Origin of the sequence: Bradyrhizobium sp. 199 (assembly GCF_023073355.1) — a bacterium.
Taxonomy (GTDB): Bacteria; Pseudomonadota; Alphaproteobacteria; order Rhizobiales; family Xanthobacteraceae; genus Bradyrhizobium.
The window spans coordinates 110,926-130,574 of the sequence record NZ_JADPJI010000004.1; the positions used below are offsets into that span (position 1 = coordinate 110,926).

The following is a 19,649-nucleotide window of genomic DNA, read 5'->3' on the forward strand; positions in this document are numbered from 1 at the left end:
GCCCACTAGCTCCCGCAACCGCCCGTGCTACCAAAGCGCAGCTCAAGACACTGCCCGGGAAACGCACATGACGGCGACTGATCCGAACCAGCGTATCGAACGCGCCGAGATCGAGGACACCAGCCTGCTGGCGTTCTATCGCGACATGAGCACGCCGGAGCGCCGGACGTTCTGGGCCTGCGCGGCCGGGTGGGCGCTCGACGGCATGGACTTCATGATCTATCCGCTGGTGATCGGCACCATCATCGCGCTCTGGAAGGTCGATGCGGGTTCCGCTGGCCTTGCGGGCACCGTGACGCTGCTCGCCTCCGCGATCGGCGGCTGGCTCGGCGGTTATCTCTCCGACCATATCGGGCGGGTGAGAACGCTCCAGATCACCATCATCTGGTTCTCGTTCTTCTCGCTGGTCTGCGCTGTCGTGCAGAATTTCGACCAACTCCTGATCGCACGTGCCGTGCTCGGCCTCGGCTTCGGCGGCGAATGGGCGGCGGGCGCCGTGCTCATGGGTGAAGCGATCCGGCCGCAATATCGCGGGCGTGCGGTCGGCTCAGTGCAGTCAGGTTGGGCGGTCGGCTGGGGCCTCGCGGTGCTGTCGCAGGCGATCCTGTTTTCGGTCTTGCCGCCGGAGACCGCATGGCGCTGGATGTTCGTGATCGGCGCGCTGCCGGCGCTGCTCGTGTTCTACATTCGCCGCTCCGTCACCGAACCGGAAATCTCGGCCCAGGCCCGCGCCAGGCAGGCCGCAAGCGGTAATCGTCCGGCGCTGTGGGAAATTTTCGCCGGCCCTATCCTGAAGACCACGATTCTTGCGTCGCTGATGGCGACGGGCTGCCAGGGCGGCTACTACGCGGTCACGTTCTGGGTGCCGCAATTCCTGACCAAGGAACGACATCTGTCGATCGTCGGCTCGACCGGCTATCTGTCGACGCTGATCATCGGCTCCTTCATCGGCTATCTCGTCGGCGCATGGCTTGCCGACCGCATCGGACGGCGCCATCTGTTCCTGATCTTCTCGATCGGCGCCATCGCGATTGTGCTGCTTTACACGCAGCTGCCGCTCACCAACGAAATCCTCTGGGTGCTCGGCTTCCCGCTCGGCTTTTTCGCTTCAGGCTATTTCTCCGGCGTCGGCGCATTCCTGACCGAACTTTATCCAACGCGGCTGCGCGGCTCCGGCCAGGGCTTTTGCTACAATTTCGGCCGCGGCATCGGCGCGCTGTTTCCCTTCCTCGTCGGCGCGCTCTCGGCGACGACGTCACTTGCGAATGCAATCGCGATCTTCGCGGTGGTGGCTTACGCCGTGTTCTTCATCGCCGCCTTTGCGCTGCCGGAGACGCGCGGGCGCGTCTTGCACGCGGACTAAAGCGCAATGCGGTAAGGATGAATCGCCATCGCGCTTTAGGTTGTTGTTTAAGCATGATCTTTTCGGAAAACCGCTGCGCACTTTTCCGGATCATGCTTTAGCCCTGACCGTCATCCCGGGGCGATGCGAAGCATCGAACGCGGGATCTCGAGATTCCGTTTCTGGTCCTTCGAACCATCCCGGGATGACGGGGCTAAAAACTACCGCCCCACCTCATACGGCCCGCCCTTTTCGAGCGCGCGAGCGTAGGCCGGTCGCGCGTGGATGCGCTCCAGGAATGCCATCGCTTTGGGATGGCCCTGCTCGAGCCCGCCGCGCGCTTGTGCCGCCTCCAGCGGAAAACTCATCTGGATGTCCGCAGCGGTAAAGTCGTTGCCGGCGAACCACTCGCTCTTGCCGAGCTCGCCTTCCCAATAATCCATGTGTTGCTTGAGCTGCGGATTGACCAGCGTGGTCAGCGCCTGGTTCGAGACTTTGCGTACCAGCGGTCGAAGCAGTGCGGGCGCGCGCTTCGGCATCAGCGTGAACAGGAGCTTCAGCAGCAGCGGCTGCATCGCAGACCCTTCCGCATAATGCAGCCAATAGGTGAAGCGCAGCCGCTCCGGCGTATTCGGCGGCGGAATCAGCCGGCCGTTGCCGTAGGTTGCGATGAGATATTCGATGATCGCGCCTGACTCGGCGATGGTATTGCCGTTGTCGGTGATGACCGGCGACTTTCCGAGCGGATGGATGGCGCGCAGTTCCTTCGGCGCGCGCATATCCGGCTGGCGCTGATAGCGCACGATCTCGTAGGGCACGCCCAACTCTTCGAGCAGCCACAGCACGCGTTGCGAGCGGGAATTGTTGAGGTGGTGAACGGTCAGCATCGGCGGGTCCCCAAGGCAAGGCGTGGTGGCTAGGCGCGGTGGCTAGGCATGGCGGTCGGCCCGCGTACCTGCCAGCCCGGGAACACAATGTCGAGCCATCCAGTCAGATATTTTCACCCGGGTATATTGACGTTCCAAATATACCCGGGTATTAAACCGCTCAATACCGGCAATATGGCAATGATTCCAATGCAGAAGATTTTCACCGCTTTCCAGGGACCGCGCCGTCTGGCATCCGGGCCGGCCGGAGAAGTCGCGCTGGTCGTCAAGCGGGTGGCGCCACGGCCGGACGAGCCCATCATCATCTTCGAGGACGGCACGGGCCGATCGATCGACTTCGATCTGCGCGGCGGGGATCGCGAGGTCCTGGCACGGCTTGCGAAGCTCGTCCCGCCGCCAGTCGAGGAGAGCGCGCCGCCAAGCGAGCCGCGCGGCCGCGGCCGGCCGAAGCTCGGCGTGGTCGCACGCGAGGTGACGTTGCTGCCGCGGCATTGGGAATGGCTCAATGCCCAGCCAGGCGGCGCCTCCGTCGCGCTGCGCAAGCTCGTCGACGAGGCCAGGCGCGCGAGCGGCGACAAGGACCGCGAGCGGCAGGCGCGCGATGCGGCGTATCACTTCATGTCGACCATGGCAGGCAACCTGCCGCAGTTCGAGGAAGCTTCGCGAGCGCTGTTCGCGGATGACCGGCGGCGCTTTACCGGACTGATCGCCGACTGGCCGACCGATATCCGCGACCACATCGTCAAGCTCGCCTACAGCGACCGCACTTAAACCGCGCGGCACTTTCACTCCACCTCATCGACGGCCGAGCCGCGCACCTTGTGCGGCAACGGCTTCGCGCGCCCTGACGAAAGACATAGCCATGCCCGCCACCAAACCGCTCTGGACGACGTTCCTCCGCTTCCTCGCCCCGCTGATGCTGGGCAACGCGCTGCAATCGCTATTCGGCACCGTCAGCAACGTCTATCTCGGCCAGATGCTCGGCGTCGACGCACTGGCGGCCGTCTCGGTTTTCTTTCCGGTGATGTTCTTTCTGTTCGCCTTCGTCATGGGCCTCAGTACCGGCGCGGCCGTATTGATCGGCCAGGCCTTTGGCGCGCGCGAGCACGAGACGATCAGAAGCGTCGTGGGTACGACGCTTGCGATCGGCCTTCTGCTCTCCGTGTCGGTTGGGCTGATCGGCGGGCTGTTCAGCCGTCAACTGATGTTGGCGCTCGCGACGCCCGCGGACATTCTCGCTCCCGCCAGCGCCTATGCGCGGATCACGCTGCTCACCATGCCGCTCGGCTTCGTCTTCCTGCTGATGACGGCGATGATCCGCGGCGTCGGCGACGCGCTCACGCCGCTGCTGGCGCTGGCCTTGTCGACCGCGGTCGGCCTGATCTTGACGCCGCTGTTGATCCGCGGGTCGTTCGGATTGCCGGCGGCCGGCATCACCAGTCCGGCATGGGCGGCAGCGATTTCGAATGCGGTCACCTTGATCGTGCTGGCCCTCTATCTGCGGCGGAAGAAGCACGCGCTCGCACCGGACGCGGCGCTGCTGCGTCATCTGCGGCTCAACGGCGCCATGCTCGGAAAGATTCTCGGCATCGGATTGCCGAGCGCAATTGGCATGGTGGTGATGGCGATCGCGGAACTGGTCCTGCTCGGCCTCGTCAACGGCTTTGGGTCGAACGCCACTGCGGCCTATGGCGCCGTCAACCAGGTGATGGGCTACACGCAGTTCACGGCAATGTCGATTTCGATCGCAGTCTCGATCCTCGGTGCGCAGGCGGTCGGCAGCGGCGATAGAGCCCGGCTCGACGGCATCGTGCGGATCGGGATCGCTTTCAACCTCGTCCTGACGGGCGGGCTCGTGGCACTGATTTATCTCGCGCCGCGCGCGGTCCTCGGCATCTTCATCACCGACGGTGCCGTGCTCGATCTGGCGAAAGGCCTGCTCGACATCGCCCTGTGGTGCTCGGTGCCGTTCGGCCTGGCCACGGTGTTTTCCGGGGCGATGCGCGCGGCCGGCGTCGCGTTGGCGCCGATGCTGCTCTCGATCTTCGCGATTGTCGCGATCGAGCTTCCGGCCGCCGTGATCCTGAGTCACACGATCGGCCTTGCTGGCGTATGGGCCGCCTATCCCATCGTGTTCTGCGCCATGTTCGTTTTGCAGACGGGCTATTACCTCCTGGTGTGGCGCAAGCGGGCGATCGAGCGGCTGATCTGACCGTCTCGTCTAGGTATTATGATCGTCATTAAACGGTGGACCTGTCGCGTATGCTGCGCCACAATGGACGAAAGAGAAGTCAGGGAGATGGAATTTGACCCGCACCGCGCCACAATTCCTGTTCGATTTCGGCAGCCCGAACGCCTATCTCAGCCATCTCGCGATTCCGGCGATCGAGCAGCGCATCGGCGTCAAGTTCGAATATGTCCCGATCCTGCTCGGCGGCATCTTCAAATCGACCAACAACAAGTCGCCGGCCGAGACCCTCGCCGGCATCAAGAACAAGCGCGAATTCCACGCGGTCGAGACCGAGCGCTTCGTCAAGCGCTTCAAGGTCCAGCCTTACGTCATGAATCCCTTTTTCCCCGTCAACACGTTGAACCTGATGCGCACGGCGATCGCCGCGCAGCTCGAGGGCGTATTCGAGCCCTATGTCGAGGCCGCCTTCCACCACATGTGGCGCGAGCCGAAGAAGATGGACGATCCTGAAGTCGCGGCGAAGGCGCTGGCGTCCTCCGGGCTCGATGCGCAAAAACTGTTTGCCCGTGCCGGGGAACCCGAGGTGAAGGGCAAGCTGATCAAGAACACCGAGGACGCCGTGGCCCGCGGCGCGTTCGGCTCGCCGACCTTCTTCGTCGGCACCGAGATGTTCTTCGGCAAGGAGCAGCTGCGCGAGGTCGAAGAGATGGTGCTGGGCAAGTAGTCCCTTCGTTCGCGGCAGAATGTGATCGCGGCGGCATTCCGGATTGCTTCGCTTCGCTCGCAATGCCGACTATAGATGGACCGCCAATAGCAACAAAAAGGACTATCGCATGCGTATCCTCGTGGTGGGCGCCGGCGCCATCGGCGGCTATTTTGGTGGCAGGCTGTTGCAGGCCGGCCGCGACGTCACCTTCCTGGTCCGGCCACGCCGCGCCGGCGAGCTCGCCAGCGCCGGCCTCGTCATCAAGAGCCCGAATGGCGATGCGACTTTGCAAAATCCACCGACCGTGCAGGCCGATGCGCTCAGGGACAAATACGGCGTCGTCCTTCTGAGCTGCAAGGCGTTCGACCTCGACGACGCCATCCAATCGTTCGCCGCGGCGGTCGGGCTCGATACGGCGATCATTCCGATGCTTAACGGCATGAAGCATCTCGACACGCTCGACCAGAAATTCGGCAAGGAGCGCGTGCTCGGCGGCCTCTGTGCCATCGCCGCGACCTTGAACGAGAAGCGCGAGGTGGTGCAGCTGCAGCCGATGCAGTCGATCAATTACGGCGAGCGCGACGGCAAGCTTTCGGACCGCGTCAAGGCGATTGACGAGACTTTCAAAAGCGGCATCGCTGGCGCCACCGCCAGCCAGAACATCATGCAGGACATGTGGGAGAAGTGGGTGTTCCTCTCCTCACTCGCAGCATCCACCAGCCTGATGCGCACCTCTGTGGGCAATATCCTTGCAGCTCCAGGTGGCCGGGATTTCCTGCTCGGCATGCTGGATGAGACCAGCGCGATCGCCGCTGCGTCGGGCTATACGCCGGGCGGGCCGTTCTTCGAACGCGTCAAAGGTTTGCTCACCACCGAGGACTCGCCGATGACGGCCTCGATGTTCCGCGACATCAAGGCGGGCCTGCCGGTCGAAGCCGATCACGTCATCGGCGATCTCATCACGCGTGCCGACGCTGCCAAGGTGCCGGTGCCGAAGCTGCGCATCGCCTACACGCATCTGAAGGCGTATGAGAAGCAGCGGGCGGGCTAGCTGCAACAGCTCAGCGCTATTTCAAATGTGCGAGATAGTGCGAGACGGCGGTGATTTCCTCGTCGCTCATGTGGTAGGCGACATCGGCCATCGCGGCGACGCCACCGCCGACGCGCTGGCCCGCCTTGTAGTCATGCAGCGCCTTGACCAGATATTCCTCGCGCTGGCCGGCCAGCCGCGCGACCCCCTTGGTGCCGACGAAGTTATCCGAATGACATGAGGCGCAGCGGCGCCCGGCGGCGACTTGCGCGCCCTTCTTCGACAGGTTCGGATCCCCATCTTCCGGTCCCTTCGGCGGCGCCATTTGCGAGAAATAGGCGCCGAAATTTCGGATGTCCTCGTTGGTGATCTCCTCGGCGATCGGCTGCATCTGGTCGTTCTTGCGCGAGCCTGCGCGGAAGAACACGAGCTGCCATTGGATGAACTGATCGGGCTGACCGGCGAGCGAGGGGATGTTCTCCGTCTGCGAAATGCCGTTCTCGCCGTGGCAGCCGGAGCAAACCGAAGCCTTCTCCTTGATCGCAGAATTGTCGGCAGCCTCGGCTGGAAGGAATGCGAGCGCTGCGAGCGAAAGCGCGCCGACGACATACGAAGAAAACTGGCGGCGCATGATTGAATCCCGATCCGACAAACACATCATCCCTCCGAAGAGGGCCTCGCAACCCATAACCTCGATTTGCGGTCGTGGGTTCCGGACCCGCACCGACGCGCGATCCGGAACGACATCAACTTAAAAGCAAAAGGCTGCGGCACCTTCCGGCCACCGCAGCCTTCGTACCGTGTGAACGCTACTTCTTGCTGTAGCTGATGCGGTAGATCGCGCCGGCCCAGTCATCGGCGACCAGGATCGAACCGTCCTTGGCGAGAAGGATGTCGTTGGGACGACCGAGATAGCCCTGGTCGCCTTCCAGCCAACCGGAGGCGAACACCTCCTGCTTGGCGTTCTTTCCGTCGGGCCCGACGATCACCCGCATGATCCGCGCGCCCTGGTACTTGTGGCGATTCCAAGAGCCGTGCTCGGCGATCAGAATGTTGTTCTTGTACTCGGCCGGAAATTGGTCGCCGGTATAGAACTTCATGCCGAGCGGAGCGACATGCGCCCCTAAGTTCAGCACCGGCGGCGTGAACTCGGAGCACTTGTGGCCCATCGCGAACTTGTCGTCAGGCAGGTTGCCCTGGTGGCAATAGGGATAGCCGAAATGCTCGCCGATCCGGTTGATCATGTTCAGCTTGTCCGAGGGCAGATCGTCGCTGATCCAGTCGCGGGCATTCTCGGTGAACCAGAGCTTGCCGGTGCGCGGATCGACATCGCCGCCGACGGAGTTGCGAACGCCGAGCGCCCAGATCTCGGCGTTGCCGGTCTTGGGATCGACGCGCCGGATCTGCGACACACTGGTCGGCGGAATGCCGATGTTGAAGGGCGGTCCGAACGGCAGGAAGAACCAGCCTTCCTTGTCGACCGCGATGTACTTCCAGCCATGCGCGGCATAGGACGGCATGTCGTCATAGACGACCTTGCCGTCGCCGAGCTTGTCGAGATTGGCCTCGGCGTTGTCGTAGCGGATCAGCTTGTCGACGGCGATGACGTAGAGCGCGCCATCCCGAAAGGCGAGACCGGTGGGCATGTTCAGGCCCTTGAGGACGGTCTTGACCTCCTTCTTTCCGTTATTGTCCTTGATGGCATAGACGTTGCCGAGGCCGAACGAGCCGACGAACAGCGTGCCCTTGTCACCCCAGGCCATCTGCCGCGCGGCCAGCACGCCCGAGGCATAGACCTCGATCTTGAAGCCCGGCGGCAGCTTGATTTTCTTGACGATGTTGGCGAGCTCGGCGTCGGACGCGCCGGTCGGCGGGCCCGATGGCGGCGCGAGGCCCTTCTGCGCCTCGGTCTCGTCGCCCAGGAACCAGTCATCCGGCGGATGGGTCCAGAACTCCTTGGTGCCGGATTCGTATTTCTTCAGCGGCTTGTTCTTGTCCTGCTGCTGCGCGTTGCCGGCACTTGTCCCTGCAAGAAAGGCAACCGCTGCAAGCGCCAGGACGGATTGAAAGACGGATTGAAAGACGGATCGATGGAATTTCATCGCGTCACTCCCCTAAGGCAGCCGTCAGGGCTGCGCATTATTTTATTTTGCTAGTCGAGAGGCGAAGTTTGGGTCGGTCGAGACGACAGACGCAAAAAGGTTAGCACATCTGCGACCGCTGAGAAGCGCGGCGCATGCACCGCGGTTGCACCGCGTAAAAATTGAGACGGATGTCAATGAGGGCAAACGCGGCGGCCACTACGCTCTCGCTGCAACGCGGAATCAAAGGCCGCGCCCGCCTCATTTGCGGGCAGGCACGAGCTGCGAGCAACCCAAAACGCGAAAACAACCCCATGCAAAGTAGAACCGGGCGAGTCGCGCTGCTCATGTGACGCCGCGCACCCATTTGAGCTGTCGGGCAAAATGGCAAACGCGGCGCTTAGCGGGCGACGGGATAGGGCCCATCGTCAAAAACCGTGTCATGATAGCCTTTCGAGCCGATCTCCTGCGCCAGCCTGCTGCGAAAATCGCGGCCATCGCGCAGACGTCTCAGGACGTGCGCGAAGTCGAATTCGGGCCGCCAGCCCAGCTCGCGCCGTGCGCGTTCGTTGACATAGACGCGGTCGATGGCGGGGAACAGGTTCCAGCCGCGCGCCGCATAGAGCTCCGCGCAATCCGGATAGAGCTCGCGCACGACGCCGGCCGCATCGCGCGCCAACGTGGCGAGATGGCGCGGCTCGAACGGGCTGGTCGCGGAGACGATGTAGCGGGCGAAGCCGATCTTCGGGGCGCGTTCGGCGGCGAGCAGATGGGCGCTCACCGCGTCCGCGATATCCAGCCGGCGATAGAGCAGCTCGTTGGCCTGCGCGTTCGCGTTCGTGTAGGACGATCGCATCGCCGGATCGTCGTCGTCTTCCGGAAAGAAGCGCGAGGTCCGCAATACCGCGACCGGCAGTCCGCGATCGCGATAGAACAGCTCGCAGAGGTTCTCGGCCATCAGCTTGGTCGTGCCGTAGATGTTCTTCGGCACCGGCGGCAGGTCCTCGGTGACCCACACGGCCGCCTCGCCCGCCTCTGGGCGAAGCTGCCAGCCGAACGCGCTGGTGGTGCTGGTGAAGACAAAGCTCGTCACGCCGGCGGCCACTGCCGCCTCGAGCAGATTGAGCGTGCCTGACACGTTGGTATCGGCGAAATCCTGCCTGGAGTGGGTCGCCACATGCGGCTTGTGCAGCGTCGCGGTATTTATCACGGCCGAGACGCCATCCATCTGCGCCCGCACGAAGCCGGGGTCGACGATCGAGCCGACCGCGTCGGTGAAGGGCGAGGACTTCAGATCGACCCCCCGCGCGGGCGACCCGCGCTCGCGCAGGGTGCGAAGAATGGCTTCACCGAGATGGCCGGCACTGCCGGTGACCAGAGTTAGCATTTGAGACCGATTAAACCCGCCCGCCAACGACGGAAAACCGCCTACGTTCCCAGGCGTTCGGTTGAGGTGTTAGCTGATCTGCGCACGCAGACAGAACGGAAAAAGAACAAATTGACTGCGAAGACAGTTGGGAGGAGTGTGGATGCTCCCGGATCGATCCTATATTGGCCGGATATCTGGATAGTGACGCAGATGAAGAGCCCTCTCCTTGTTCTGTCGACTGTGAATGCGCCGTACGGCAAGAAGCTGGATGCGCAGGGGCTTGTCCATTGTCTACTTGACCCTGCTTCGGCGAAGGCGGCCTGCGGTCCCATGTCGTCGTTTTTTGGGGATGTCGAACCCGAACTGCAGATCGCGTTCGCTGAGGCGTACGGCATCAGCCAAGATCAACTGGTTGCCGCAGCGAAAGCGTTTGCCGAGTTTTCGGGACAATCCTTTCCGCTCGCAGCGTAGCCGATGAGCGCTCAATCAGATTGGGCGCAGCTTTTCCGCATTGCCTGTGCAATGATCCGGCAAGTCAACGCCGAACAGCAAATCATTGATCGTTGGACGCTCGGCGGCGGCACAGCCATGATGCTGCAAATCGATCATCGGATGAGCAACGATATCGATATATTTCTCCCGGATCCTCAGGTTCTTTCCTTTCTCGATCCGCAAAAGCATGACTTCGATTTCGAGATTGCGCCTGCTGATTACAGGGGAGACGGCACGCGGCTGCTGAAGCTCGGCTTCGAAATTGGGGAGATCGATTTTATCGTCGCACCGTCATTAACTACCTCGCCGACGACACAAGCGACGGTCGAAGGCGAAGTGGTGCTCCTGGAGACAATCCCTGAAATCATTGTGAAGAAGGTCTATCATCGGGGCGAGAGCATCGCGCCGCGCGATATATTTGACATCGCGGCGGGCAGCGAAAAACATGCGGAGACCATCATCAAGGAACTGGCCAGCTATCGCGATAGAGTCGCAGGCACGCTGTCCACAATCAGCAAACTTAAGCCTGAGTACGTGAGCGCAGTGATCAATCAGCTCTCAATCAAGGACCCCTACAAGCGGCTCGCGAACCTGGCGCTGGACAAGACCAAAGACCTTCTTCGCGCTGTATAGCCAGGTCAATCGTCCCTGATCCGGATTGGCGCTCATTCCAGTCCGGGGACCTGAAACAGCCCTGCGCGACCGCACCAAAACCGGTGCAACGGCTCGCCCCCGCGGGGACAGCTAACTTGTTTCTGGATTGCTCTGAAAAAATTGGAGCGGGCGAAGGGGCTCGAACCCTCGACCCCGACCTTGGCAAGGTCGTGCTCTACCACTGAGCTACACCCGCATCCTGTGTCGGTCGCGTGACGCGCCGGCAACGGCTGTCGTATGCCAAAAGCGGGAGGGGAATGCAACAGCTACCGGCGGCATCAATTCGCATTTGGAGGCCCATATGGGACCCGGATGCGACCAAATCGCCCGAAAAAGCCCCGGAACCTGCGAATCGGCCGCGGTGGATTGAAATTCGGTCCAATCGGCCCAATTTAGGAGCCGACAGCGAAGCATAGGAAGTGGCGGCATGCTAAAGACCCGCCATTCCGGACATCAGACGAGGGGATCCCGTGACGATCATCGACCAGGGTAACGGAGCGGCGGGCCCGGCTGCCGCCGATCTGATCAAGGACACCACCACCCAGACCTTCGTGAAGGACGTCATCGAGGAATCGAAGCGCCAGCCGGTGCTGATCGATTTCTGGGCGGAGTGGTGCGGCCCCTGCAAGCAGCTCACGCCTTTGCTGGAAAAGGCGGTCAAGGCGGCCAAGGGCAAGGTCAAGCTGGTCAAGATGAACATCGACCAGCACCCGGCGATCCCGGGCCAGATGGGCATCCAGTCGATCCCGGCCGTGATCGCCTTCGTCAACGGCCAGCCGGCAGACGGCTTCATGGGCGCGGTGCCCGAGAGCCAGCTCAACGCCTTCATCGAAAAGCTGACCAAGGGCGTGACCGCGCCGGGTGAGCCGAATATCGCTGAAATCCTGCAGGAGGCCGAGGCCGTGCTCGCGGAGGGCGACGCCGCGGCTGCCGCGCAGATTTATGCCGAGGTGCTTCAGCACGATTCGACCAACATCGCCGCGCTCGCGGGCCTCGCAAAATGCTACGCCGTCTCCGGCGCGATGGAGCAGGCCAAGCAGACCCTGGCCATGGTGCCGGAATCCAAGCGCAACGACCCCGCGGTGAAGGCCGTGCAGGCCGCGATCGATCTCGCCGAGCAGGCCCAATCGCTCGGACCGGTCGCGGAGCTGGAACAGAAAGTCGCCGCAAACCCGCTCGATCATCAGGCCCGATTCGACCTGGCGACCGCGCTCAACGCGCAAGGCGACCGCGCTGCCGCCACCGCGCAGCTGCTCGAGATCATCAAGCGCGACCGCAAATGGAACGACGACGGCGCCCGCAGGCAGCTGGTGCAGTTCTTCGAGGCCTGGGGCGGCACCGATGATGCAACCGTCGAGGGCCGCAAGCGTTTGTCGACGATCCTGTTTTCGTAAGGGCGTGCTGGCAACGCCAGGGGGGACCGGGCAGATGCCGATCAACATCGAATATCGCGGCCCCGCCGACCTGCCGGAGATCATTCCGGTCTTTCCGCTGCCGGGCGCACTGCTGCTGCCGCGCGGGCAGATGCCGCTCAACATCTTCGAGCCACGCTATCTGGCGATGGTCGATGATTCCTTCCGCGATGGCCATCGCCTGATCGGCATGATCCAGCCCGACATCGCGCACTCGCCGAAAAATTCCGACAAGCCGACGCTGTTCCGCGTCGGCTGCGTCGGCCGCATCACCCAGCTCGCCGAATCCGGCGACGGTCGCTACATCCTCGAGCTCACCGGCGTCTCGCGCTTCAAGGTGGTCGAGGAACTCGAAGTGCTCACCGCCTACCGTCAATGCAAGGTGGATTTCTTCGCCTTCGTCGACGACTTCACCGCGCGCATGGGCGAGGACCAGGTCGATCGCGAGGCGCTGCTGGCGGTGCTGGCAGACTTCTTGAAGGCCAACAATCTCAAGGTCGACTGGGAGGGCGTCGAAAGCGCGCCCAACGAAGCGCTCGTCAATGCGCTGGCGATGATGTCGCCCTACGGCCCCGCGGAGAAGCAGGCCATGCTGGAGGCGCCCGACCTGAAGACCCGCGCCGAGATTCTGATCGCCGTCACCGAGATGGACCTCGCCAAGAAGCGCACCAGCGGCGATCCTCCGCTGCAGTGAGGGTCTAAGTTAAATCGAGTGCTGCGGCTCGTTCACCTCTCCCGGCTTGCGGGAGAGGTCGGCGCGACGCGCCGGGTGAGGGCTCTTTTCACACGGGGGCTCTCGATTGCTGAAGCACCCTCTCTCCAAGCCTCTCCCGCAAGCGAGAGAGGGAGTGCACCTCCGCCGTTGAGGCGATCAAGCGTCGTCTCATCACACTCTAGGCTGCGCAGATTTCCGCTTCGGCCTTCCGCTGGGTGGATTGCGCGATCCTGGAGGCGTGCATGGGCCGGCTGAAATAATAGCCCTGCGCCTCCGCACAGGCTTCTTCGCGCAGAATAGCGAGCTGCTCGGCGGTTTCGACGCCTTCGGCGGTCGTCGTCTTGCCGAGGCTGACGGCGAACGTAACCACGGCACGGGCGATTCGACGCGCCTCTTCCCGCTCGCTGGCGAGCTCACTGACGAAGCTGCGGTCGATCTTGACCTTGTCGAACGGAAACTTCTGCAGGAAGCTCAGCGACGAATAGCCCGTACCAAAATCGTCGAGGGCAATTCGCACGCCGAGCTCGCGCAACCGCCCGAGGGCTGCGAACACCGCTTCGCTATCATGCATGATGACCGTTTCGGTGACTTCGAGCTCGAGCCTTTGCGGATCAATCCCTGAGGTTGCGAGGGCGCCGACAATGATGGAGACGAGCTCCTTGCTCCTGAACTGAGCGGGAGACAGGTTAATTGCGATCGTCAGATCCGAAGGCCAGTTGGCGGCCTCGGCGCAGGCCGCCCTCAAGACCCATTCGCCGATGGGCAGGATCAGGCCAGTTTCCTCGGCGAGCGGAATGAACTCACCAGGCAAGACCAGACCGCGCTCGGGGTGATGCCACCGCAACAACACCTCGTAGCCGCAGGTTCGTCCGCTCTCTACCCTCACGAACGGCTGGTAGTGAAGCTCGAATTCACCTCGCGCCAGCCCCTTCCGCATGTCCTTTTCCAGGTTGCGCCGGACGTGCATGAGCTGGTCCAGCTCCGGCTCGAAGAAACGGATTGCGCCGCGTCCGCCGGCCTTCGCCGCATAGAGGGCGAGATCGGCACTCTTGAGAATGACATCGGAATCGGCGCCATCGCCGGGCGCTATGGCTATGCCGATGCTGGCTCCCACCGTGACTTGATGGTCGCCGAGATCAAAGGGTTCGCTGAGCGCTGTTTTGATCGTCTCCGCGAGGGCGGCCGCCTCTACGACCGGATTCGTCGCGTAGTCCACGACGGCGAACTCATCGCCGCCCAACCGGGCAATCAACGTCATTTCCCTGCTGCACTGGCGCAAGCGCATCGCCACCGCGCGCAACAGCGAATCGCCCGCCGGATGTCCGAGCGTGTCGTTGACCTCCTTGAAGCGGTCGAGATCGAGCATGAGGACCGCCAGATGGAGGTCGCCATTGCGCGTAATGGAAAAGGCCTGATCCAAACGCGCCCGCAGCAGCATGCGATTCGGCAACTCCGTCAGCGCATCATGCTGCGCCATATAGGCGATCTTGGCCTCGGACCGGCGTTGCTCCGTGACATCGAGATGGGTTGCTACCCAGCCGCCCCCGGCCAACGGCTGCCTCGTCACGCAGATCAACCGGCCATCGGAGAACTCGTCGATCCGACTCGAAACCGCATTGACGGGCAGGGCATCGAGCTTCGCGATCAGCCGCTTGGCGGCGATGTCGCTGGGATCGCCCTTGAGCGTGCCGCTGACGATGCGATGCCTGATGATGTCGCCATGCGGCGTTCCCGGGCGCAGCAACTCCGGCGGCAGGCGGTACAGATTGGCGTAACGTTCGTTGCATATTACGAGCCGCTTCTCGGCATCGAACATGCAAAGGCCCTCGACCATATGGTTGATCGCCGTATCCAGCCTCAGCGTCTGCTCCTGCAATTCGTGCTGCGAATCTTCGAGCTGCTGCCGGGCGTCCGAAAGCTGGCTGATGATCTCCTCGAACTTGGCGGTCCTGCTTGCCAGGCGACGATCGGCCAGCACGCCGATCAGGCTCATGCCCAGCACGGACAGTGCGACACCGGCGATCGCAAGCGCGAGCACCGCCGGAGACAGCGACAGGGCGCCTGTCGCACGCGTTGGATCCGGCGTGATGTGCACCGCGCCCATCGCCGTGAAATGATGCGACATGATGGCGAGTGTCAGCAGGACTCCCGCCGCGAGCGTTCCGCGGTAGCTCCGGTACTTGATCGCGACCGCCAGGGCGGCATAGCCGAAGCACATGCCCAGAATGATCGAGACCAGCACGAGGTCGAGCGACCATGCGACGCGGCCGGGCACTTCAAGTGCCCACATTCCGAGATAGTGCATGCTGGCGATGCCGCCGCCGATGATGACGCCGCCTGCCCCCGCCCGCCAACGGCCGGAATCGCCGACCGCAACGCCGAAGCCCCCCGAGGTCAGAAGCATTGCGATGGCCAGCGAAAGCGCTGTCAACACGATGCCATAGCCGGTCGTAACGCCGGGCTCGTAGGCGAGCATGGCGACGAAATGGGTTGCCCAGATTCCGTATCCGATGGCGGCACCGGCAATCGCGATCCAGATCAGGCGCGTTCTTGCGCGCACCGCGATGGCACGATGGAAAATACTGACCGCGACCATGCTCGCGACGAAGCAGACGAGACCAGCGAGGACGACGAGCCGAAAATCATGCTCGACAGTAAGGCAAGACAAAACGCGAAACATCCAGGCCTCCCATCGGCGGCATCGTCGATTAGAAACGAGCTAATCGCGTTAATTTTGTGCCGTGGCTGATTGGATGCTTATCGATGCATTAAGCGCATCTGCGCAATTTGAAATGTCCCGACAATCGAGGCGCGACGATGCCGCGCCGTAAGCGCCACAGCCATGATCGGCAACGAAGGTCTAGGGGCGATTGCGGATGTGCTTGCGGCCGGTGAGCATTGCGCGGATGAGATTCTCGCGCTGGAGAATCCCCATCAGCAGCACGCCAAGCACGTGCAGCACGACGAGGACGATGACCGCATCCGACGAATAATGGTGGGTGTCCTCGACCCACCAGACGCCGAAGAACGTGACGGTCACCGACATCGCGCCCGTGATCGTCGAAACCGCGAGCGAGACCAGCAGCGCCACCAGCATCAACGTGCCGGCGGGATTGAGTCCGATATAGCGACCGGTGATGCCGCGGCGCAGATTCCAGAGATAGCCCGGCGCAGCCCGGAGCCTGACCCTGATCATACGGAAGCGCGAATAGCGGCTTCCCCAAAAGCCCCAGGCCAGACGGAAGGCAAGAAGCCCGAGCACCGCATATCCGACGATGCGGTGAAGACGATCATAGACGGTGGGCGTGAACCACGCGGCCAGAACGCAGGCCGCGAGAGCCCAGTGCCAGAGGCGCAGCGGGAGATCCCAGACTGCGACCGTCCGCGAAGCGGATCGATGCGCGGGGGGCCTGTCGGACACCCCGCGCGCTTCTGGCATCGCATCAAGCAAAGGCCATCCTCAAGTCCTGCTTTGCGCAGATCTCGTCGCGCTCGCGACTTACTTGGCGACCGTCTTCTTCAGGCTCAGATCTTCCGGGCTGTAGAACAGCTCGTAAAGCTTGCCTTCCTTGACGCCGTAGACCTCGTAGCACGAGCCTTCGATCTTGGAGCGCCGCACTTCATAGCCGAGCGCCTTGGCCTTGGCTTCCGCCTCGCTGGCCGGTTTCCACGACGCCTTGTCAAGCTTGGTGCAATCCTTGAATCCGTCGGCCATGGCCGCCGACCCCATGCCCATCCCGACCGTCAGTGCAATGGCAACAACTCGAATGACCTTCACGAACGTCTCCTCCTCTGTCGTGCGCGCTACGCGACCCGCGAAGCGGGACTGAAGGAAGCAAAGGTGATGGTGAAGTCAATCCGGTACGAGGCCATTTGGATTTAGAGTTGTTCTAACGGCCGCCAAAAGATCAGTGCTCGCCGCATTCAGCGGGCACGCGCAGGGTCGCTGCGGCCTTACGCCTCACGGGTCGGATGGATTGCTAACCGCGGGGTCGAGCGCATTCATCTTGTCGGGGCGGTTCAGACGAACATGGCGGCGCCATCGTCGATGGTGCGATGAACACGATCGATCAGCGTCCGCCTCCTTGGATTGCATCGGCAGGTTCAGTATCCTGCGGCCGCGAGCGCGATCACGGCGGTGAGGGCCTTCCAGCCAAAGCCGCGTCCGCGCGACCACCATGCGTTGGCGATGGCGGCAAAGCCGTAGACGGCGATGATCGTCGCCACGATCCAGTGCCGCGCGCTGTCCGATCCCAACATGGGCGCCGCAAGCAGGAGCACGCCGCCGCCGATCCAGGCCACCGTGCCGGCCTGCCAGACCAGCCGGATCAGCATGCGCAGGCGTTCCGGGGTGATGGTCGCTTTGGCGAACACCTTGGTTTCGCCCAGCACGCCATGGATCAGGGCAACCACGATTCCGGCGACGCCGGCACATTGCAGCAGCAGATCACGCATCGCAGACCTCGCCTCCTTCATCTATACAGTACTGTATGGAGATAGGCGCTGGCCTGCCGCCTGTCAATACACTAGTGTATGGTCAGGCCCATGGGAACGCGACATGACCGAACAGCTTTCCGCCGACGATTGGATCAGGGAAGGTCTGAAGGCGCTCGCCAAAAGCGGCTTCACGTCGCTCAAGGCCGATCCGCTGGCAAAGACCATGGGCGTGTCGCGTGGCAGCTTCTATTGGCATTTCGCCGATCTCGGTGCGTTCCACGCAGCCGTGCTGAAGCGCTGGCGCGAGATCGCAGCGGAGCAGATCATCGCCGACGTCGAAGCCGCCAGCGATGAGCCACTGAAGGCGCTGCTGCGCAGGTCGTTCGGCGCGCGGCTCGATCTCGAGCGCGCGGTGCGCAATTGGGCGGCCTTCGATGCGATTGCGCAAGGGGCCGTACGCGCAATCGATCGCCGCAGGCTCGACTATATCGAGGGGCTGCTGGACAAGCGCGGACTTGCCCCGGCAACGGCGCAGGCCAGGGCACAGATCCTGTACTGGACATTTCTCGGCTTCGCCCTGTCAGCCGCGCCCCTGCCGGCCGCACGGCTCCAGGCGCTGCTCGACGAGGTCCTAACAATGGTCTCCGCATAAATTCATATTCTGACGCGCTTTCTTGACGCGAACCGGTTCCTACTTGGCAGGAAAACGCGTTGGCACCCGTGATGGGCGGGCCCGAATTTCTGTGCTAGAGGCAACCGATTGCCGGAGACTCCCATGAACCCGCCCACCGACCGTCCCGAAGCCAGCGTCGATCCCAAATTGCTGGAGATTCTTGTCTGCCCGCTGACCAAGGGACCGCTGGAGTTCGATGCTGCAAAGCAGGAACTGATCTCGCGCAGCGCCAAGCTCGCTTATCCCATCCGTGACGGCATTCCGATCATGCTGCCGGAAGAGGCGCGGAAGATCGACTGAATATCTTGCGACGGCTGCGCCGCAACGCCCCGGTGTCATCCCGGCGAAGGCGGGTAGGGTGCCTAGCTTGCGACTTCGCCGCGCCCGGGGACGACAGGAGAAATTGCCGCTACAACGCCTCGCCCTTCAATAGCCGCGGCACCTCGCCCGTGAGCCCGGCGGCCTGGCGGATGAAGAGGTTCTTCAGCGGCGGGGCACGGTCGACGAGGCCGAGGCCAATGTCGCGGACGGTGCGCAGCAGCGTCGACTGGTTCGAGAACAGAAAGTTCAGCGAGTTGGTGGCAACACCCATCGCCATGGTGTCGAAGCGGCGCCAGCGCTGGTAGCGTTCGAGCACGTCGGTCCCGCCGATATCCATGCCGAGCCGTGCGGCATCGACGACGACTTCCGCCAGCGCCGCGACATCCTTCAGGCCCATGTTGAGGCCTTGGCCCGCAATGGGGTGGATGACATGGGCGGCATCACCAACCAGCGCGAGGCGGGTGGCAATAAACGAGCGCGCGACGAAATAGGACAGCGGAAAGGCGCGCGGCTTGTCGAGCGCCTTCACCTCGCCGAGATGCAGGCCAAACCGCTGCTCGAGCTCGGCGTGAAATGCCTCGTCGCCGAGCGCAACGATGCGCGCGGCCTCGGCGCGGCGCTCGGTCCACACCAGAGACGAGCGTCTGCCCGAGAGCGGCAGGATCGCGAACGGGCCTGCGGGAAGAAAATGTTCTTCGGCGCGGCCCTCGTGATCGCGCTCATGGCCGACCGTGACGACGATGCCGGACTGGTCATACTCCCAGCCATGGGTCGCGATGCCGGCGCGCTCGCGCAATTTTGACCGCGCGCCGTCGGCGGCGACGAGCAGGCTGGCGGCGATGACGCTGCCATCGCCTAGTGTCACGTCGATCCCCTCCGCGCGCGCATCATAGGATGCCACCGTGGTGGCGCGGAGGTCGATGCCCTCGGCTTCGGCGCGCGCCACCAGCGTATCGATCAGGCGGCGGTTCTCGATCATATGCGCAAAGGGCTCGCCCGGCGCGACATCGCCGGCAAAGTTGAGGAATACCGGACGGGTGGCGTCCTCCAGCTTGGAATCGGTGACGACCATGTCGAGGATCGGCTGCGCCTCGCTCCTGACGTCCTCCCAGGCGCCGATCGCCTCGAACAGGCGGCGGCAGGCGGCCACGATCGCGGTGGCCCGGGGGTCGCGGCTCGGCCGCGTGCCGAGCGCGGGATCGGCGACGATGACGGGAATCTCGGGCCCGAGCCCCTGTCGCAGCGCCAGCGCCAGCGCCAGCCCTGCAAACGCGCCGCCGCCAATGACAATGCTACCCTGTACCGACATACCCAAATTCCCGGTCAAATCCTGGTCTTG

Annotated in this window: 20 protein-coding genes and 1 tRNA gene; 11 read left to right on the forward strand and 10 right to left on the reverse strand. The window is 63.2% G+C overall.

Features of this window, described 5'->3' with window-relative positions; translation table 11 throughout:
* Positions 1–67 precede the first annotated feature (67 nt).
* A complete protein-coding gene (locus IVB28_RS07670; protein WP_247525472.1) occupies positions 68–1,363 on the forward strand; it encodes an MFS transporter in 1,296 nt (431 codons plus the stop codon).
* 200 nt (positions 1,364–1,563) lie between these two features.
* On the opposite strand, the gene IVB28_RS07675 is transcribed toward IVB28_RS07670, so the two are convergent.
* On the reverse strand, positions 1,564–2,229 hold the full coding sequence (locus tag IVB28_RS07675) for a glutathione S-transferase (protein ID WP_247525473.1): 666 nt from the start codon (positions 2,227–2,229) through the stop codon (positions 1,564–1,566).
* Between the two features lie 174 nt (positions 2,230–2,403).
* On the opposite strand from IVB28_RS07675, the gene IVB28_RS07680 reads away from it, so the two are divergent.
* The 4 genes from IVB28_RS07680 (at position 2,404) to panE (ending at position 6,177) form a co-directional block, all read left to right on the forward strand.
* A complete protein-coding gene (locus tag IVB28_RS07680) occupies positions 2,404–3,000 on the forward strand; it encodes a DUF2239 family protein (RefSeq protein WP_247525474.1) in 597 nt (198 codons plus the stop codon).
* A 91-nt stretch (positions 3,001–3,091) separates the two neighbouring features.
* The gene (locus IVB28_RS07685) at positions 3,092–4,441 is read left to right on the forward strand and encodes an MATE family efflux transporter (protein ID WP_247525475.1); all 1,350 of its coding nucleotides are present in this window, start codon (positions 3,092–3,094) and stop codon (positions 4,439–4,441) included.
* A 94-nt stretch (positions 4,442–4,535) separates the two neighbouring features.
* Complete coding sequence (locus tag IVB28_RS07690; RefSeq protein WP_247525476.1) at positions 4,536–5,144, forward strand: 2-hydroxychromene-2-carboxylate isomerase; 609 nt, start codon at positions 4,536–4,538, stop codon at positions 5,142–5,144.
* 109 nt (positions 5,145–5,253) lie between these two features.
* Complete coding sequence (gene panE / locus IVB28_RS07695) at positions 5,254–6,177, forward strand: 2-dehydropantoate 2-reductase (protein ID WP_247525477.1); 924 nt, start codon at positions 5,254–5,256, stop codon at positions 6,175–6,177.
* Between the two features lie 16 nt (positions 6,178–6,193).
* Here the strand turns inward: panE and IVB28_RS07700 are convergent, their stop codons facing one another.
* The 3 genes from IVB28_RS07700 to IVB28_RS07710 form a co-directional block, all read right to left on the reverse strand.
* Positions 6,194–6,787 (reverse strand): c-type cytochrome, encoded by a 594-nt coding sequence (locus tag IVB28_RS07700; RefSeq protein WP_247525478.1) that lies wholly within the window; start codon positions 6,785–6,787, stop codon positions 6,194–6,196.
* Positions 6,788–6,965: 178 nt separating this feature from the next.
* Positions 6,966–8,258, reverse strand: coding sequence for a PQQ-dependent sugar dehydrogenase (locus tag IVB28_RS07705; RefSeq protein ID WP_247525479.1), 1,293 nt, complete (start codon positions 8,256–8,258; stop codon positions 6,966–6,968).
* A gap of 379 nt (positions 8,259–8,637) precedes the next feature.
* Positions 8,638–9,624 (reverse strand): NAD(P)-dependent oxidoreductase, encoded by a 987-nt coding sequence (locus IVB28_RS07710; RefSeq protein ID WP_247525480.1) that lies wholly within the window; start codon positions 9,622–9,624, stop codon positions 8,638–8,640.
* A 192-nt stretch (positions 9,625–9,816) separates the two neighbouring features.
* Here IVB28_RS07710 and IVB28_RS07715 point away from each other — a divergent pair, with 192 nt between their 5' ends.
* Together IVB28_RS07715 and IVB28_RS07720 are read left to right on the forward strand one after the other, a co-directional pair.
* Positions 9,817–10,077: a hypothetical protein gene (locus IVB28_RS07715; RefSeq protein WP_247525481.1), complete on the forward strand. Its 261-nt coding sequence runs from the start codon at positions 9,817–9,819 to the stop codon at positions 10,075–10,077.
* A 3-nt stretch (positions 10,078–10,080) separates the two neighbouring features.
* Positions 10,081–10,731 (forward strand): nucleotidyl transferase AbiEii/AbiGii toxin family protein, encoded by a 651-nt coding sequence (locus IVB28_RS07720; protein ID WP_247525482.1) that lies wholly within the window; start codon positions 10,081–10,083, stop codon positions 10,729–10,731.
* Positions 10,732–10,873: 142 nt separating this feature from the next.
* On the opposite strand, the gene IVB28_RS07725 is transcribed toward IVB28_RS07720, so the two are convergent.
* Positions 10,874–10,948: transfer RNA gene (locus IVB28_RS07725), tRNA-Gly, on the reverse strand.
* A 274-nt stretch (positions 10,949–11,222) separates the two neighbouring features.
* Between IVB28_RS07725 and trxA the strand changes: the two genes are divergently transcribed.
* Positions 11,223–12,146 (forward strand): thioredoxin, encoded by a 924-nt coding sequence (gene trxA / locus IVB28_RS07730; protein ID WP_247525483.1) that lies wholly within the window; start codon positions 11,223–11,225, stop codon positions 12,144–12,146.
* Between the two features lie 34 nt (positions 12,147–12,180).
* On the forward strand, positions 12,181–12,858 hold the full coding sequence (locus tag IVB28_RS07735; protein WP_247525484.1) for an LON peptidase substrate-binding domain-containing protein: 678 nt from the start codon (positions 12,181–12,183) through the stop codon (positions 12,856–12,858).
* Between the two features lie 199 nt (positions 12,859–13,057).
* On the opposite strand, the gene IVB28_RS07740 is transcribed toward IVB28_RS07735, so the two are convergent.
* The 4 genes from IVB28_RS07740 to IVB28_RS07755 all read right to left on the reverse strand — a co-directional run bounded on the left by IVB28_RS07740 (position 13,058) and on the right by IVB28_RS07755 (position 17,334).
* Positions 13,058–15,559 (reverse strand): EAL domain-containing protein, encoded by a 2,502-nt coding sequence (locus IVB28_RS07740; protein ID WP_247525485.1) that lies wholly within the window; start codon positions 15,557–15,559, stop codon positions 13,058–13,060.
* Positions 15,560–15,739: 180 nt separating this feature from the next.
* Positions 15,740–16,318 (reverse strand): cytochrome b/b6 domain-containing protein, encoded by a 579-nt coding sequence (locus IVB28_RS07745; protein ID WP_247525486.1) that lies wholly within the window; start codon positions 16,316–16,318, stop codon positions 15,740–15,742.
* A 60-nt stretch (positions 16,319–16,378) separates the two neighbouring features.
* Positions 16,379–16,657, reverse strand: coding sequence for a PepSY domain-containing protein (locus tag IVB28_RS07750; RefSeq protein WP_167772224.1), 279 nt, complete (start codon positions 16,655–16,657; stop codon positions 16,379–16,381).
* Positions 16,658–16,983: 326 nt separating this feature from the next.
* Positions 16,984–17,334, reverse strand: a complete 351-nt coding sequence (locus IVB28_RS07755) for a hypothetical protein (protein ID WP_247525487.1) — start codon at positions 17,332–17,334, stop codon at positions 16,984–16,986.
* Positions 17,335–17,437: 103 nt separating this feature from the next.
* On the opposite strand from IVB28_RS07755, the gene IVB28_RS07760 reads away from it, so the two are divergent.
* Together IVB28_RS07760 and IVB28_RS07765 are read left to right on the forward strand one after the other, a co-directional pair.
* Positions 17,438–17,968 (forward strand): TetR/AcrR family transcriptional regulator, encoded by a 531-nt coding sequence (locus IVB28_RS07760; RefSeq protein ID WP_247525488.1) that lies wholly within the window; start codon positions 17,438–17,440, stop codon positions 17,966–17,968.
* A 123-nt stretch (positions 17,969–18,091) separates the two neighbouring features.
* Positions 18,092–18,289 (forward strand): Trm112 family protein, encoded by a 198-nt coding sequence (locus IVB28_RS07765; protein ID WP_247525489.1) that lies wholly within the window; start codon positions 18,092–18,094, stop codon positions 18,287–18,289.
* Between the two features lie 109 nt (positions 18,290–18,398).
* On the opposite strand, the gene IVB28_RS07770 is transcribed toward IVB28_RS07765, so the two are convergent.
* Complete coding sequence (locus tag IVB28_RS07770; RefSeq protein WP_247525490.1) at positions 18,399–19,619, reverse strand: ubiquinone biosynthesis hydroxylase; 1,221 nt, start codon at positions 19,617–19,619, stop codon at positions 18,399–18,401.
* Positions 19,620–19,649 lie beyond the last annotated feature (30 nt).

Coding starts and splice junctions, on each gene's coding strand:
- IVB28_RS07670 (WP_247525472.1), top strand. CDS start 68: ATGACGGCGACTGATCCGAACCAGCGTATCGAACGCGCCGAGATCGAG.
- IVB28_RS07675 (WP_247525473.1), bottom strand. CDS start 2,229: ATGCTGACCGTTCACCACCTCAACAATTCCCGCTCGCAACGCGTGCTG.
- IVB28_RS07680 (WP_247525474.1), top strand. CDS start 2,404: ATGGCAATGATTCCAATGCAGAAGATTTTCACCGCTTTCCAGGGACCG.
- IVB28_RS07685 (WP_247525475.1), top strand. CDS start 3,092: ATGCCCGCCACCAAACCGCTCTGGACGACGTTCCTCCGCTTCCTCGCC.
- panE (WP_247525477.1), top strand. CDS start 5,254: ATGCGTATCCTCGTGGTGGGCGCCGGCGCCATCGGCGGCTATTTTGGT.
- IVB28_RS07700 (WP_247525478.1), bottom strand. CDS start 6,787: ATGCGCCGCCAGTTTTCTTCGTATGTCGTCGGCGCGCTTTCGCTCGCA.
- IVB28_RS07705 (WP_247525479.1), bottom strand. CDS start 8,258: ATGAAATTCCATCGATCCGTCTTTCAATCCGTCTTTCAATCCGTCCTG.
- IVB28_RS07710 (WP_247525480.1), bottom strand. CDS start 9,624: ATGCTAACTCTGGTCACCGGCAGTGCCGGCCATCTCGGTGAAGCCATT.
- IVB28_RS07715 (WP_247525481.1), top strand. CDS start 9,817: ATGAAGAGCCCTCTCCTTGTTCTGTCGACTGTGAATGCGCCGTACGGC.
- IVB28_RS07720 (WP_247525482.1), top strand. CDS start 10,081: ATGAGCGCTCAATCAGATTGGGCGCAGCTTTTCCGCATTGCCTGTGCA.
- IVB28_RS07735 (WP_247525484.1), top strand. CDS start 12,181: ATGCCGATCAACATCGAATATCGCGGCCCCGCCGACCTGCCGGAGATC.
- IVB28_RS07740 (WP_247525485.1), bottom strand. CDS start 15,559: ATGTTTCGCGTTTTGTCTTGCCTTACTGTCGAGCATGATTTTCGGCTC.
- IVB28_RS07745 (WP_247525486.1), bottom strand. CDS start 16,318: ATGCCAGAAGCGCGCGGGGTGTCCGACAGGCCCCCCGCGCATCGATCC.
- IVB28_RS07755 (WP_247525487.1), bottom strand. CDS start 17,334: ATGCGTGATCTGCTGCTGCAATGTGCCGGCGTCGCCGGAATCGTGGTT.
- IVB28_RS07760 (WP_247525488.1), top strand. CDS start 17,438: ATGACCGAACAGCTTTCCGCCGACGATTGGATCAGGGAAGGTCTGAAG.
- IVB28_RS07765 (WP_247525489.1), top strand. CDS start 18,092: ATGAACCCGCCCACCGACCGTCCCGAAGCCAGCGTCGATCCCAAATTG.
- IVB28_RS07770 (WP_247525490.1), bottom strand. CDS start 19,619: ATGTCGGTACAGGGTAGCATTGTCATTGGCGGCGGCGCGTTTGCAGGG.